The 15,039-nt window shown below is 58.7% G+C and carries 11 protein-coding genes; 4 read left to right on the forward strand and 7 right to left on the reverse strand.

The features are described from left to right. Positions 1-130: 130 nt before the first annotated feature. Together AC5P74_RS09850 and AC5P74_RS09855 are read right to left on the reverse strand one after the other, a co-directional pair. Positions 131-790: a DUF6988 family protein gene (locus AC5P74_RS09850; protein WP_495204896.1), complete on the reverse strand. Its 660-nt coding sequence runs from the start codon at positions 788-790 to the stop codon at positions 131-133. A gap of 549 nt (positions 791-1,339) precedes the next feature. Then, complete coding sequence (locus tag AC5P74_RS09855; protein WP_346473295.1) at positions 1,340-1,624, reverse strand: hypothetical protein; 285 nt, start codon at positions 1,622-1,624, stop codon at positions 1,340-1,342. A 79-nt stretch (positions 1,625-1,703) separates the two neighbouring features. Here AC5P74_RS09855 and AC5P74_RS09860 point away from each other — a divergent pair, with 79 nt between their 5' ends. Further along, the gene (locus tag AC5P74_RS09860; protein WP_495204897.1) at positions 1,704-2,618 is read left to right on the forward strand and encodes a hypothetical protein; all 915 of its coding nucleotides are present in this window, start codon (positions 1,704-1,706) and stop codon (positions 2,616-2,618) included. Between the two features lie 485 nt (positions 2,619-3,103). Here the strand turns inward: AC5P74_RS09860 and AC5P74_RS09865 are convergent, their stop codons facing one another. Further along, positions 3,104-4,096, reverse strand: a complete 993-nt coding sequence (locus AC5P74_RS09865; protein WP_495204898.1) for an HNH endonuclease — start codon at positions 4,094-4,096, stop codon at positions 3,104-3,106. A gap of 899 nt (positions 4,097-4,995) precedes the next feature. Here AC5P74_RS09865 and AC5P74_RS09870 point away from each other — a divergent pair. Then, a complete protein-coding gene (locus AC5P74_RS09870; RefSeq protein ID WP_495204899.1) occupies positions 4,996-5,598 on the forward strand; it encodes a DUF6680 family protein in 603 nt (200 codons plus the stop codon). 609 nt (positions 5,599-6,207) lie between these two features. Here AC5P74_RS09870 and AC5P74_RS09875 read toward each other — a convergent pair. The 4 genes from AC5P74_RS09875 to AC5P74_RS09890 all read right to left on the reverse strand — a co-directional run bounded on the left by AC5P74_RS09875 (position 6,208) and on the right by AC5P74_RS09890 (position 11,471). Continuing rightward, positions 6,208-6,426 carry a hypothetical protein gene (locus AC5P74_RS09875; protein ID WP_495222485.1) on the reverse strand — a complete coding sequence of 73 codons (219 nt, stop codon included), beginning with the start codon at positions 6,424-6,426 and terminating at the stop codon, positions 6,208-6,210. Between the two features lie 1,624 nt (positions 6,427-8,050). After that, positions 8,051-9,016 (reverse strand): hypothetical protein, encoded by a 966-nt coding sequence (locus AC5P74_RS09880; RefSeq protein ID WP_372486405.1) that lies wholly within the window; start codon positions 9,014-9,016, stop codon positions 8,051-8,053. Then, positions 9,013-10,662 carry a hypothetical protein gene (locus AC5P74_RS09885; protein ID WP_372486404.1) on the reverse strand — a complete coding sequence of 550 codons (1,650 nt, stop codon included), beginning with the start codon at positions 10,660-10,662 and terminating at the stop codon, positions 9,013-9,015. The genes AC5P74_RS09880 and AC5P74_RS09885 overlap by 4 nt, the downstream gene beginning before the upstream one ends. A gap of 236 nt (positions 10,663-10,898) precedes the next feature. Then, positions 10,899-11,471, reverse strand: coding sequence for a hypothetical protein (locus tag AC5P74_RS09890; RefSeq protein WP_372486403.1), 573 nt, complete (start codon positions 11,469-11,471; stop codon positions 10,899-10,901). A gap of 1,684 nt (positions 11,472-13,155) precedes the next feature. Here AC5P74_RS09890 and AC5P74_RS09895 point away from each other — a divergent pair. Then, the gene (locus AC5P74_RS09895; protein ID WP_495204900.1) at positions 13,156-13,770 is read left to right on the forward strand and encodes a hypothetical protein; all 615 of its coding nucleotides are present in this window, start codon (positions 13,156-13,158) and stop codon (positions 13,768-13,770) included. A 538-nt stretch (positions 13,771-14,308) separates the two neighbouring features. Continuing rightward, entirely contained in the window at positions 14,309-14,977 is a 669-nt protein-coding gene (locus tag AC5P74_RS09900; protein ID WP_133050540.1) for a hypothetical protein, read from the forward strand. The last annotated feature ends 62 nt before the right edge of the window (positions 14,978-15,039 follow it).

Raw genomic sequence — 15,039 nt, forward strand, 5'->3', positions numbered from 1 at the left:
AGGCGCTGCTGGACCGCGGCGTGGCGGCGCTCAAGGATGTTGAGCACGTGAGTCAGTACCTCGACCTAGCGCATGACTGCCCCACGCGAAGCGTTGTGAGGCGTGCTGCACGCGCAGCTGGCCTAAGCGTCTATCGACCGTGAACCGGAGCAACAGAGCCAGGTTGCGGATGGAAGGCAACCGCCAGCTCATCCAAGACATGCGTCGCTAGGTCCGGCTCGAACTCCCCGCAGATCATGCACATCACATGGACTGCGGTGACCGCGGCACCCTCGACGTGGGCCAGCATGTTGATGATGTCCTGTTCGGGGAAGGCTGCGCCGATCCCATCGCCCAAGGTGTAGGCACCCACAAGCTGGCCGCCACCATGGGTGAAGCTGTTGAAGCGACTCCAGGCGTTGTCATAAAGCATGGTGAAGATCGGATATTGGTCGAAGGGCGGATGCGCCTCTATTTCGGCGGCCAAGTTGCGCCGTGGCACATCATCCTTTGCGATGAAGGCTTGGACTTCCGCATCGCTGGCGCAGAAACCAAACCAGGTGCCGCGCTTGAACTTCTCGTTCATGGGGCGGAGAAGGGTGAACGCTGGCCCCGCCATTTCAACCCCATGGCCCTGCAACAGATAAGCGATGGCGCAGGCGTCGTCGAACGAGGCGCGAAGCAAGGCCCAGGCGATCCGGAAGCGATCAGGCGTCGCTGCCGGCATTTGAAGCCGTGAAGCCAGCGCGCCAGCCGTATTGAGGGAATGTAGGACCTGGTTGGCCTTGACCTGGATGGGTGTCATGTTCATGCGGTGGCTCGCTAGTTGCGGTTGTAGCCGGTCATGCGGCTTTGCAGGATTTCTTTCCAGTGGGTTTCCCTGCGCTCAATCTCCCCTGGCGCCGATTTTAGCTCGGCGATTTCCAGCAGGGAGAATCGCAGATCGTGCTGCCGTTCGCCGGCCTCACGCCCAAGCTCCTGGACAACGCCTTGTTGTTGCCGTGGCCCGTGGCGGCATACTGGCACCACCGGTCCCAGATGCCCGTCTCGCCGTCGGCCTTGCCGACATAGGCCTTGCCGTCTTGGTGTCGGTGATGAGATAGATCCCTTTTACGCTAGCAAGAGCGGTGCGCCACGATGCAGTGTTGTGCCGGACAGGCAGGTCCAGGTCGGCCTTGCTGATGTTGAGCTGCTTGTAGCCGGGGAACTGACCGACGCTTAGCCTCCCCGGAAGCAGTTCATAGATCTCCATATCTTCGATCAGGGTTTCCCCGCGCAGGCAGGACATGCGGCTGGTCTAGTTGCCCGTCACGAACAGCCGGCCTTCCAGCTCCGCCGTGCTGTCGTATCGTTGCAGATCCTAATAGTAGTGCGCCCGATGCTCGACGCTCCGGTCTATGGTGAGGCCCTTAGAGTGGAACAGGCCGGCGAACATCCAGCGATAGGTCCTCGGCACCTGCACTAGGGCTACGACAAGATTGCGCTCGAAGTTGGGCTTGGTCTGCCACCGCTGCCATTCGTCGAAACGGCCCTGTTGCCAGACATTGATCGGCCGCTCCATCCCGTTCGACCTGGCTAGGTGGACCTTGGCCTTGGCCGGATCAAACAACGGCTCGCGCAGGCCGAGCAGATCGTATAGACGCATCCATATTCCCCTGGTTGTCCCTTGGGCGGCATTGTCGCACCATCATGGAAACCGGCGCACCAGCGCCCAGGGGAGAGGCATGGCATTCGACTGGACGACCAACCCGCTGGCAAATACGCCCTGGCGCATCCAGGTCGTGGCGGACATCGTCCCAATCCTGATTCGACGGGCCAAGGAAGGACACCCGATCACTTATGGTGACCTCTCCATCGCTCTGTACAACGAGTTCGGCCACGAGCCCAAGGCACGCAAGACACTTTACGGACCGCCTGTGGGCGCGGTAGGCCAGGTCATCCAGTTGCTTGGCGAGAAATGGGGCGAGGTCATTCCTCCGATCAATACGATTGTGGTTGAAGCCGATACCAAGCTTCCCAGCACCGGTGCCGACGAGATCGCGCACTACTTTTTCGAGGACAACGGCGCCGGCATGGGGCAGGACCGCCGCGCCTACATCGAAGCGGCCATGAAGGCCGTCTTCGACTACGGCCACCGATGGGATCGCGTAGCCGATGCCCTGGGCGCTCCCACCTTGGAAACGGCCAGCGGGGTCATTGACAAAGGCGACCCGATCGAGCTTCCGAAGCTGCCGCGGGCCTATGGCGTCGAGAGCCCAGCGCACAAGGCGTTGAAGGCCTGGATCGTTGCCAAGCCCGACTGGCTTTCCGAATATGGCCCATTCAAGACCCAGCACGGCGAGAACGAGCACTGCATCAGCTCAGGCGATCGCCTCGACGCCTACTTCAACAACGGGCGGCTGCAGCTGGCCGTGGAGGTCAAGGCCAGCAACGCCTGCGACGACGAACTGATGCGCGGCGTCTACCAGTGCATCAAATACCGCGCCGTGCTGCGCGCCGAACAACTCGCGCTTCGCCGTGCGCCCAATGGGGATGCGGTCCTGGTCAGCACGAAAGTACCAGGGAAGAAGGTGCGGGCCCTGATGAAGCGGCTGTTGGTGGGTTTCGTGCTAGCGCCGATGGAAGCCGAGCAAGGTTGATCGCCTTGCCCATGATGGCAGGGCAGTGCCACTTACCCCTTGCATTGTCGCTGCACCATGACTCGATACCCCGCCGGTGCAGGCGGGTGCTTTCGCCTGTGAAGTGGCTGGTTGCAGTGCGCACAGGCGGCGATGTTGCCTTCGGCATCCCTCCCACTGTCCTGCTACGCCAGGAGATGTTCGGCCGTGCATTGCAGGCGTCGAATCGCCCTAGGTCGCAGCACATGAACGCTCAGCTCGTCGGGGTGGGGGGGGGGGGTAGCCGCTTGGGCAGGCCGCAGTGGACGCAGTGGCGTCGCTGGGCATCAAAGGCTTGGTTGCGCATTCGTTGGAGTTTGGGCAACGCCCCCCACCTGGACCGACCAGCTTTTCGTGGACACGAGGCCTTTCCTACTGGCGGGAAGCGGATAACCCGGCGTGGCAGGAGGATTTGGAAGATTTATCGAGGGTAGGGCGGGGCACTAGGGGCGATAGCCATCCTCGGATCACGCCTTGTAGATTTCGCGGCGATGATAGTCTAGGAACAATTTCTCGCTAGCAGTAGGGACCCGGGTAAGCCGCAGCCCGTTGACCCTCAGCGTTTGGTCCTGAAGCCTCGGACTCACAGTTACGTCCCCATTATTCGCGAAGGTAATGAGGCCAGCGTCGAAGAGAGCATCTAGTGTTGCGACGAGCGGCAACCCATTGGCCGGGTCAAGACGTTCCTCGTTCGTGCACGAACGCCAAGGCTTGCAGTGCGAAGCGCGAATCACAGTCAACGTTCTACTGCCTGTCACAGCGCAGGCGTTCTGCCAGCGCTCCAATACCTGGGAACGGAATTTTCCTTGACCAAGTCTGGCAGAAATGAGCCGCTGCTTCTCGGTAGCAGTAATGATCTGGGCGAGAACATCTTCAATATCTTTATGGGCCTCCAAGATGTCGGACTCGTCAGCCCCTAAGGGGACTTCAACCCGCCTATCAACCGCCGGTTCCTCAGGTGTGGCTCTAGCGGGAAGGCCGCGCGTGAACTCAAATGTGCTGGTCATCGGGTCCCAATACGAGAGATGCCAAACCTCGGGATCCAGCATGCGCCTAGCGACTCGTGAAGAATCCTCACTACTTGATTCTGCCCGACTTCCCTCAACGATTCCCACGCGCACCAAACTGCCAATTTTCAAATCCGATACGTGCTTTAGGAAGTTGTCGGCTCTCTTGGCTGTCATCGGACGCTTTTTTTCTAGCTCAGCGATGACGCCGCGCCAATCTTGGCGATACCGGATTTGGCCATCGTGTTCAGTCATGTCTTCATGCCATAGCATGAATATGTTCTGATTAGTTTTCTGATCGCCATATGACCATGCATACGCGCGCCCGTTGACCGCCGGATTCTTGTTCGGACCGCCACCCCTATTGATCGCCCACTCGTTCAGATCAAAGCCTAGCTCCTCGAGGACGTCGTAGACGGAATGTTTGGCGTATGGGCGGAGTTTATCGAGCATCATTGTTTGCGGAGAAGTGATGACTGGTGATGAAGGTTAGATGATCAAAGATCAGAGGGCAGCATGCAGTCCCGGAGGCCTCTCCCATTTCATTCCGGCCCGCTCCTGCAATCGACAACAGTTCATGGTGGTGGGGGGGGGGGGGGCTAGGAGGGCCTATCAGGGGTTGCAAGCGTGCCTAGTGCCGATCCTAAGCCAGCATCTTGCGCTGCTCCAATCAAGGCCATTGCCCGGTCGTCGCGACACTCTGCTATGCCTGACGAATTTTGATGCGAGCCGGATCCGGCTTATGCCTTCCCAACTTTAGGGCCCAAGGAAGGCCGATTCTGAGTGCACGAAGCGACGCGCGTTGCAGGCGGTACGGCGATTGAGCTGGACTACCGTGCTCGGCCTCACATCTCGAGATTGGTCCCGTTGCTCCCCCTGCCTATGAGCCAGGAGGGAGATCGTGCTGGACATGGCGGCCAATGCCAGGGCGAGGCACGCCGGGTGGTACGGCCAGCGCGACATCGTGGAGTTTCGCGCGTCAGGCGGAGCGAACCGAGTTTGGCGTGCTACTCAGCGCTAGGGGGCACGAGATTATCGCCACGACTTGGCCCGCGGACCCATTCGGCGAGCAGTCCGATGCTACGACCGCCCGCATAGAGGCTGCGGCGGGGCCGCCTGTGACGAGCGCGAGCGAGACACAGCCGACCACCGCCGCGGCGAACAGGAGCTCCCTAATTGCAGTTGGGAAGCGCCCCTTGGGCACGTTCCCAGAGACGCCGCCATATCCGGCCAGCTTCTAATTATCGTGACGCATCACGGGGAGGCCACACCACTCTGGTTACACGCGCACGGGCAGATGGTAGGACTACAATCGATTCAGCGGCGATTCCTGAATCCAGCAAGGGGGATATATGGCAGTTCAAGTGGTCACGGTGACCATCAGCGACATTCTGATCATTGTCGCGACACTCTTGGGGCCGGTAGTGGCGGTGCAGGTTCAAAAGTACCTGGAATGGCGTGGCGCATCAAAGGCCAGGAAGCAGGCTGTATTTGAGGCCCTCATGACGACGCGAAATTCGGCGATGTCCATCGAACATGTTCGTGCCTTGAACATGATAGAAATCAGCTTCTATGGCAGAGGGCCGGGTCGACGTAAGCGAACCGAAGATGCGGTCCTCTCGGCTTGGAGCTACTACTTGGCCTTCCTCAATGATGTTGGGACCCGGATTAGCTCTGCCCCTATTGCGGAGAAATTCATTACTCCAGCAGAGGTTGACCGCCGCGTTGACTTGTTCGTTGAGTTGCTGTCAGCAATCGCATCTGATCTCAACTACAACTTCGAACGTGCCACCTTCAAGCCGACGCGAGCTTACATGCCTCAGGCTCATGGTGACGCTGAGGCACGGGCTGAGGCTATATCTGCCGCTGCACTCGATGTTCTTACCGGTCGCACTGCGATCACTACAAAGATTCAGCTGCCGCCTGACGATGAGTTTCCCCGGCATTCGCTGTGAGCCCTTCAAGGCTCCAAGGCATGCAGGGCTATGCCAATTGCACCCGGAGGAAAGCGCTCCTACGAGGTGCAGGGGCTCAGCCAATTAGTCATCGGCCTTTTCGATGTACTATCGCGCCATTGACGGTGGGGGGGGGATATGGACGTTCGAATCTCTGCTATGTGCGTATGCGTTCTTTTGATCTTCCCTTCGCTCGGGTCTTCACAGCAAATCCGAGCTGCTGCTGGGCCTGCACCAAAGTCAATTCCTGCTGCGCCCAAAGCGGCCCACAACTCGATGGCAAAGACCACCACGCCCTTCAATTGCCAAGAATTGGCGTGGCCGAATCACCCACATCCAGGCATGAAGGCCTACTGCGAGCGTCTTGAGGCCCGTACGCTTTCAGATGAGGCGCGTCGCGCCGGTCGCCCCGAGCCTTCCGACAGCGTGATCAGCCTTCCGTCGCTTGGTTCTGAGGATTCCAAACGCTCCGGATCTGCCTGCATTGGCGGCCAAGCTTTCCGCAAGATTCCCAACGGCTGGGCCCAGATTTCGTCACCAGCCGGTGGTTGGCAGCGCTGCCGGGAGCAATGACCCGGGGTGTAGGGGCAGGGCCCCTACGGAAGCGCCTCACACACGCTGGCGAGGCCTCGGCCCCGGTATCGGCAGGACTACTGATGGTGGTTCGGCGTCTGGGCCGGCCATCGCCATCGCAGAACGCTGTTTGCGCTGGCTCACCACGTCCCGCAGATTGACCACAGTGGCGGGATGATGGCGAATGCCGGCGTCACGATTACGCGCATTTCTGGAACTGTTGATCGACAGCGCCGAGCGCGCAGCTTCCATCATCCGCCGCCATTCCTGTGCTTGGCAGGCGGTGAGCGACAGCCAGGCCAGATCTTCGGGAAGCAGCTTGTTCGTCGCAGAGATTTGACGGCAAGGTAAGCCACTGATTCTTTTGGGTATAACTCTACCGAAGCGCCACCAGCTCCAAGATCCAACGCAGATCATTCTGGGCCTATGAGGCCAATCGCAGACATTCCTTCCAGTGGAATGACACATGCAGACAATGCCGCCCCCTGGAGATGCAATGCAGACAATTCTGCATCTCAACCAATTTAGTGAATGGCTGTCCACGCTTGGCAGGGAAGGGCCCTCGATCAACTACATCTGACCGCCGCCTCTGTCTCGCACCTTGCCGGCGCAGCCCAGCCACGCCAAAGTCAGAAACGACGAGCTCCTTCTATGTCTGATCATGACCACTGGACGGATCAGTGCGGCCTCATCATCAGTAACAGAGCCGTCAAGTCGGCCCAGCAAGTGAAGGGCGGAGCACGCGAAGCCGCGCGCCAGTACCCGCTCGTATGCCCGCGCGAGAGCATCGATCGCAGGGCTGTCAGACGCGAGTGCGGACGTTGCGCCGGCGATTTCCCTTAGGGCCGCCTGTGTGGGCCGACCTAGTACGCGGCCATCCAGGAATAGCTGCTTGCGGACCCGGTAGGCTGGGAGCAAGACAATCGAGGCCCGGGAGAATGGCTGCCCACCTTCAGAGGCCTCAGGCAAGCCCAGGCAGGCTCGCTCACGTGCCGAGAAGCTAGACTCACGGAACTTCGCCGCAACTGAAGCCGTCACCCGCGCCATCGGTTTTTCAAACGCCTGAGGAAGCTCAAGAAAGAAGTCACGCCCCGGCCCCATCGACGGGGCGAGGCGCGCGAACTCGGCCGTATGGGAGCGAGCTTTGACGGATTCGCCGTGACGTACGTTAGACGTTCTGATGAGCACATCCGATGAAACGTGCTGCGATCGGTACCAAGGGTATGCCCTGCCGCGGAACAGGACTGTGGCCTCCTCGGCAGACGTCAAATCATCCGCCAGCCCGATAAGCATTCGGCGACCTCGGCTGGCTCCGGCCCAGCGCAGGTATCGCTTGATCCAGCTGGCGCGAAGTGCCTCGATCCTACCTTCATCGTCGATGGTGTTCCGGCTCGAAACCGGGTCATGCCCGCATGGACAGAGCAGGGGAGGGGCATCGGAGCGAAAGCCGTTCCATAGCGGTCTGGAGCAATGCTCGCACTCGGATCTGAGGGGGTGCGAGTGCCAGGGACACCGGTTGACCCAAGGCATCTGGAACAACATCGAGTGATACCCAGTTTTCATGCACTCAGTACACCCCGACAGATACGGACGCCAGTGCGTCGCAGAACCGCTGAAGACTTGCCAAACAGTTGGCTGCCACAGCGGTGCGAGGACAGACGCAGCAGGAACTCTTGCCGCAATCGAAGTTCTGGTCTTTGCGGAGAGACAGAGCTGACGACACAGATCCTCGCTGTACCTTGGACGGATGCCGAACGCACCATGCCCATCACTGCAATAAAGGCTATTGAATCTCAGTGTCTGAACGACGAATCCGAACGGGGATATGCCCGCGCTCCACGCTGGTGGTAGGTGGGCTACAGTTCTGATTTCGCCTTCGCTATCCATTGAAGCCTCCATCTGCCGTGAAAGTCAGCGCTCCAGATTCGCCATCAAATGCAGCAAGATCTGAGAAGGCGACCGACATTTCAATGTCATTGGATGTGACCTCCTTGAAGCCACCTTTGCAGATCACTCTGGTCGCCAAGTAGTACGCAATCAGGCGCATAGCCTTTACAGGCCACTCATCTTGACTAGAGTGCCCGGCTGCAGCACGACAGCTGCAACCGGCATTCCAGATCTGCTCACTGAAATGCCGCAAGCGAAACTTTCCGTCGTAGAGCTCTGGTGCGAGGCTCCTGGGCAAGGTGACCCCGGCCCCGGGGCTCGCCTCTACCTCGTCCTCGAAGCGCTCCAAGAACGTCTCAACGTCCAGAGCCCCTCGAATGCCATGCAGGCGGTGGTAACGGGTCAAGAACCGTCCACGGACCTGAGGCGTTACCGTGATTCTATTGATCTCTTCGCGCCGACTTGAGGTGTGATTGTCCTGAAACAAGAAGATCACAAAGAGCGAGATGCCCCTCTTCTCCAGCGCGTTGTCTACTGTGATGAAGTGTTGAAAGGCAGCTTGCTCCAGCAGATTTGCATCATCGGCGATGAAGAATAGCGATCCTCCGCCGGCGGCCCTGAGCATCAGATCAATGGTGTTCACGATCCTCTCGATCTTTCGATCTGCAGATTGCTGGGAGATCACCTGAGAACCGATCTGTGAAATGAACCAGTCCAGGAATGCGGACTCACCAGGGCCAAGCACCCGGAGGTTTGCCTGCTTGGCCACGTACTTACATTCGGTCCATTCAGTGTTGGCGCAGATGAACTGCGCGAGCGTACTTTTGCCAAACCGTGTCAGCGAATGGAAGCCGATACCTCGGTAGTCGACCTCAAGTGCGGAGATGATTTTGGTCAGGGCATCCTCCATGCCGCGGGTCGGGATGATGGGCTCTCCCTTGTAGTTGAACGTGGTCATTGCTTTGCCCCTTTCCTGCCCAAATTGACCCGGCCGGTGATGGGCACGAATAGGTCCTCTGTGGGGACTGGCGGTAGGGCGATCTCGGCCACAGGTAGCCTCACTTCCTGAGCCATCGGTCCAGTCTCAGGTGGCGCATCGAGATCCCTACGGTGTCGCGTTGCAGCAAGTGCAGTGGCGTGCTCTGAGCTGAAGTTCTTCCTTACATGCTCCCTGTACGCGGCGACCGCGTCTTCTGCGCCGCTGATCTCGAATCCATCCGCTCGACTTCGGCGATGGATCAACCGTCTAAGCGCGATGCTATGCGGTGAACGGCCCCAAGGCCGGAGCGCCCTCAGGACTACGAAAAGCTCTCCTGACGAGGTGTAGAGGTACAGGAACCTTCCATCGTGGATGTCGACCTCTGCCGCGAATGTCTGGCCTAAAAGGTCCCACCTGTTCTTCATGGAGGCGGATCGATATATTGCGTGTTCATGTCGCGCATAGGGTTGACGCCCTCTACTTCGATCGCCTCGAATGGTTACGGTGAAATTGTGCTTGGAAAGTGACCGAGCGCGGTTCTCGTGATCCTTGGTAGCAAACAGCCACCCGCCAGACGCCGCAAAAGACTGAATTGCCTGCACTGGCGTACGGTTCTGGAGCGTGTTGATCGGCGATACGTTAGAAGCCGATATCGTGACATCCATGAGATCTTCGAGCGCAGTTGGCTGCAATGGGAAATTCTCGAAATTAAAGCCATTCGTTTTGGTCGCGTCTGACAACTGACCCGCTGGCCGGAACCCGCCTGGCAGCTTTCTGATCACCGCTTCTTCCATCCGCTTGTTCCAAGCCTCCAGATGGCCACGCGTCTCAGGAACACGGCTATGCCCAAAATGGATGACACCCATCAGCTCGGACGCCATCCGAGCCCTATTGACCTGCAACTTGTGAGCCATTGCATTGTCCACACTCGTAATTGCCCCCGTAGCTACAAAACCGATGGCGGGGAGGGATCCGATGCACGCCCCTGGCGCATAGTCCATTGAGGGCGCGACGAGGTCACGAGCAAGCCATTCCCGCAAGCTATCTGCACATGCCGCGTTGAACTCGGTCCCATTGTAGTTGGTGGAGAAGGAGAGCCTCCAACTGCTGCAGAGCCTCAGTAGCGCGAAGTAGCCGACTATCAACCAGGTCTTCGGGATCTTTTGGAAGAACGGGTTTCCATCAGCGTCCTCACCTTCAACACAGAACTTCGTGTCCAACGCGTGTCCATCGAACTGCACCCAGTCCCCCATCTGTAGCGCAAATACCTCGTTCAGCTGGCTGGCGAGGGTTGCATCCTCTATGTCGAAGCCATCATCTACAAACAGAGAGCCTTGACGCAGTCGTTTCAGGTACTGCAGGATGCTTCTCCTCGCGCACGATTTATCGTTCGCTGGATAGCGATCTGCCGGAACCAAATTGTGCACAGTCTTCTTCAGTGATTTGAAGAAGCGATCAAACTTGGGGCTGCGCGCATTTCTCGAAGGCAGTGGGCCAGCGTAGCTGATAAGCAACTCTTTGAACTCCGGGAGTTTTCTTAGGAACGCATTGAATGCTCCCGGTCCCGCAGCAACAGGAAAGTCTTCGGCAGCCCTTTCGCTGGCATTCCGTACCTTGTAGGGCAAGCAGGCGCGCCAACCCCACGGCCGCCCATCCGGGGAAGTCTGCTGTGCATTTCGAATTGTCAATGCAAGCGTCTTCGCGTTGAGTCCGTGACGTTTCGCAGCTGAGGCAACTGACGACCCGGCGGCGACGGCGTGAACTGCCTCAACGCGAGTCTCGTAGGACTTCAGCTGTCCTGACGTCAACCCTCTAGGACTAACAACATCCCAGGACAGTAAGTCTTCGCGACTCACCCCGCTCATTGGGGTGCTCCCAGCGAAACTTGGGACGAGGTCCGGAGCCTCTCATTGAAGTTGATCTCAAGATCGCCACGATGCACAAGAAGACATGTCGCACTGCGAATATCACGCCAGTCGAACGTTGTTCGAAGGCTTGTCTCGATTGCATGGAATGAGCTCACGGGGTTCTTTCTCATGTGTGCCATCACCGCTTCAACAAAGACAGTGACTCCTCGCGAGCGTCTCGCTGCCTGGACGTAAGGCAACAGTTCCAGTCGCGTTGCATTGGCCACTCGCGACGCCAGAATGGACTGGACCTTCCGGATCACCAGGTTCAGACCCGCACGCTGTGAAGCTTCCAATAGCTCAGAGCAGAACTGCTGCTCGGCGCGAAGTGCCGGAACGCTCGCGACGGCCTGCCTCCGGAATACGATGAAGCTCTCGGCGCCAGATTTCCTGGAGACCCAGAAGCAGAGCTCAATCATGCGGTCACGCACCAATAGAGTACGAGGGCGCTCGACATAAGCTGCGACGCTGGGGTCAAATTCCAGGTCCAGCGCCAAGGCCAAGCGACACGGCTCGACGACGGTCACTAGCCGGTGATCATTCCTTGGTGAGTGGTAGTTGTACGTGTCCAGTCTCGTGGATTCAGCACGTGCAAGCGGACGGGGCGCATACGCCTGCGTGCTCAGTAAGGGCGAGCCACCCAATTCAGGAGCTGACAGGCTGGGGGGGCTATTCATGACGCTCCTCCCGCTGAGTGGGCGGCTGGCGGTCAGCATGGGACCCAGCAGCCGAAGAAGCGACACAGGTTCTGCACCTCGAATGATCGTTAGTGGGCGCGCACTGGGCGCTGCGATGAATGCCATCGCTCGCGACAGTCACCACCGAATGTTGGCGCGAGATGCAGCTCGGAATGATAACGAGCCAATTTCGATGGCTACAGCAAGCAGTCCCAGAAATGCTGGTGCGGCGTGGGCTGCGATAGTTGCCCCGGGTGGTGTCGAGAGCTCCCGGGTAGGTTGCTCCTGAGGACATTGTTTTCTCCGGCTGAAGTGCTCTTTGGAGCCATGCCGCGAAGAAAGGGGCCGATCAGGTCGCAACCTTCCCGCACGCCGGCGGCTGCCGCCGTGTGTGAAGCAATGACCGTCTGGCCGTCCATCACTGGCGGCTTGACTTTGCGGAGGAAATGCCGGAGCCTAAACTCACTGACGTTTAGTGCTTTCAACCTCTCGCTCTATCGAGAGGCAAATGCCCCCGCTGGAACGGGGGCATTTCCATTTCCGGGGTTCAGAGAGGCGGTGTCAGCTCATATTTGGGTAAACCTGATGGGTTGAAGGGCAATTAGCCCCCGGATGATGCCTTCGCGGAACCGACGAAGGCCGCTACATCGACAGTGTCAGCGAACCATCCACGTCGCCTGGGCAACAGAAACATCTGGAAGGGCAGAGACCCCCGTGCACGCGCCTTAGCTAAGGACGCAGTGTTCTTGTAACCCAGAAGCCGGGCCGTCTGAGCAGCAGAGAGGACGGCACCGAAGGTGCGCAGGTATTTCGTCTCGAGCGAGTCTTCGGACATGTGCCGTGCTCAGTCGCGGTCAGGGGCGCACTGTCGCGCACCGTCGACTCTACCTGTGCGCGCCATCGCCTGCAATAGGCCTAAAGCATTGATTGCAATAGAATAAATTGCGAAAAATTTGCCATGTAGATACTTTGTAATTGCCCTTACACAGACTTAGAAATTGCACTAACTCGGCTTTTCGATGGCACTGCTCATCCATTGACCTCATCAAGCAGCGACCAACAGCCACAGCCTGCAATGAAGAGGACGTAACGGCCGTGGGTGTTCCACGATGCCAGGGCGAATGCGCATTTTTAGGACTGCGCCATCCTTCAACGTGCCGATAAGCGTGCGTTATCGAGGCTGCGAACTTTGGCCGGGTCCTCACAGATCTCCGATTTGCTCAGTGAGAAGTGCTATTGCCTGTGAAAAGCCCTCCATGAACATGGGCTTGGTCCCATCTGCATGGGTTTCGAGGATGCTGGGGAGTAGCTTCTCCCATGCGCGTCCGAGCTGATCAGGATCAGGGTGTGTGATGATCATGATCCTGAGGCCATACTCGAACGCTTTTAGCTAGCCGCGATGCGCCTCCAGTGTGCACTTGCAGGCTGAGAGTCGCTGTAGCATATCTTCCATTGTGGTGATCATTCTCGAAGTAGGAATCGACAAAGGGACGGGGCTTCAGCCATATTTCGCGAAGACCTTTGGACTAGCCTGATGAGCATCCTCAACGTTCTGTTGCGTTCTGACCAGCTCCTGGTTGCCGTGGACACCCTGGCCGAAGACGCCAGAACTGGCGTGACATCGGCTGGCGCGAAGGCACTCCTTATCCCTCAGCACAACCTGGTTCTGGCAACGCGCGGATCAACTCAGTTCTTCATTCGAGTCTTCGAGCTCACTCTCCAGGCCAGTTACCGCTCGGATTTTAGGCTGGAACAACTCTTCGCTGAGATGGGGGCCGTGATTGATCGCCTGTGGCCCAGCTATGAAGAAGCGGCTGCGGCGGCTGGTCTTCCCATCGGCCAGCTTGGCTCTGAGATCTTGGTCGGCGGCTGGTCGCCCCAACATAGCCGAATGATGGCCACCGCTTATGCCAAGAGCAGCAACGACCGACCAGCGATAGTCCAGCCAATTGACGGCGGATTGGCGTCCCCTGGAGAGCCCTTGGTTGGCAGACCGGATAGCTTTGATCCTGCCGATGTACTGGCATCTGGCAAGATTCAAGCGGCCTGGCTCAATGGGCAAGTAGGACGCAAGGTGGCGGGCGGCCGACTTTTGGCGACTGTTCTGCGCGAGAACCAGGCGGTGATTCAGGATCTAGGTCAAATCTAGATCTTCGGGCGTCAACCCCGCCAGCGCCAAGATCCTGTCTCTTTTCATCTGCTTCCCCCAGAGGTTCCAGGCTCTGTCGGTAGACAATGTCTCTGTCACCTTACAGGCTGGGCAAGTCAGTTCGACGCCACCTTCTACATCGGCAAGTCCGCATCCCCGAAACATGCGTGACTCGTCCCCACATGCGCCGCACTTGGCCTGAAGCGTCTCGACGCGCTCGATCGTTCCGTTGAGGCGCAACAAAGGACGGATCCTCAGGATCCGAAAAGCAGCTGGATAGGTCATGTGTCGTGCCGGTCAGGGGCTAGACACGGAGGCGAAGGATTCGCGCCCAAGAGGAGCCAAGTGCGGCCAGCGTACAGCATAAACTGTTAAGAATCCTCAAATTGACTTCACCCGTTGGTGCCGGTGCGAATGTCCTGGCGGGGACTCGACTCAGCAAGGCTTAACGCAATGGTTTGGCCGACAGCTGAACTCCATTCGTCCCCGGGCGGCAGGGAGAGTAAGCTCACCTTCAACCATTTGACCCGGGGCTCTTATGGATCTCATCAGACTGCTGCGATCGCTTGAAGAGTTCCTCTATGAACTCGTAGGGTGGCTGGTGTTCTACCCGCGGACCCTGTGGAGGGTGCTGGTGCAGCCGGGCGAGGTAGCGCACTACACGCGCCGAGAGTTCTCCAAAGATCCGGAACAACGATTCGCCGATGCCATCAGCCCTGTGCTGATGTTGATTCTGTCAGTGGTGCTGGCGCACGCATTGGAAATGTCTACGCGCACCGCCCCCCTCGCGGTATCAGGACCCGTAGGCAAGCTGCTGTTTGGGAGTGAGCAGGGGCTGCTGCTCACCCGTTCGGCTGCCTTCTGCATCTTCGCCCTGGGGGCGGCGCTAAGCACGCTGTGGCGACAGCGCCTGCCCATCAACCGCGACACGCTGCGGGAACCTTTTTCCATACAGGCGTTCATTGCGTGTCCATTTGTGATTCTGCTTGCAGTTTCGCAGGCAGCTGGCTCTGCAGGTGGAGAGATTGCGCATCGCTTGGGTGTGGGGATCGGAGCGCTGGCAGTTGCATGGTATTTGTGGGCGCGAACGCGCACCTTCGTAGCACTGAACGGCACCGGGCCACTCCAAGCATTTGGCTTCGTACTCGGCTCGTTTCTGCTGACGCTGGCACTGGTCGTCGCACTGACGCTCGCCTTGGTTCTCTAGTCCAAGAGACCTGTATTGAAACCGAGCCTGGGAACGAAATCCGATCAAATGCCTAACGATCG

Source organism: Stenotrophomonas sp. YJH_SMC_94-11, assembly GCF_059370435.1.

Coding starts and splice junctions, on each gene's coding strand:
- AC5P74_RS09875 (WP_495222485.1), bottom strand. CDS start 6,426: ATGATGGAAGCTGCGCGCTCGGCGCTGTCGATCAACAGTTCCAGAAAT.
- AC5P74_RS09895 (WP_495204900.1), top strand. CDS start 13,156: ATGAGCATCCTCAACGTTCTGTTGCGTTCTGACCAGCTCCTGGTTGCC.
- AC5P74_RS09880 (WP_372486405.1), bottom strand. CDS start 9,016: ATGACCACGTTCAACTACAAGGGAGAGCCCATCATCCCGACCCGCGGC.
- AC5P74_RS09855 (WP_346473295.1), bottom strand. CDS start 1,624: ATGCGTCTATACGATCTGCTCGGCCTGCGCGAGCCGTTGTTTGATCCG.
- AC5P74_RS09900 (WP_133050540.1), top strand. CDS start 14,309: ATGGATCTCATCAGACTGCTGCGATCGCTTGAAGAGTTCCTCTATGAA.
- AC5P74_RS09860 (WP_495204897.1), top strand. CDS start 1,704: ATGGCATTCGACTGGACGACCAACCCGCTGGCAAATACGCCCTGGCGC.
- AC5P74_RS09865 (WP_495204898.1), bottom strand. CDS start 4,096: ATGCTCGATAAACTCCGCCCATACGCCAAACATTCCGTCTACGACGTC.
- AC5P74_RS09850 (WP_495204896.1), bottom strand. CDS start 790: ATGAACATGACACCCATCCAGGTCAAGGCCAACCAGGTCCTACATTCC.
- AC5P74_RS09870 (WP_495204899.1), top strand. CDS start 4,996: ATGGCAGTTCAAGTGGTCACGGTGACCATCAGCGACATTCTGATCATT.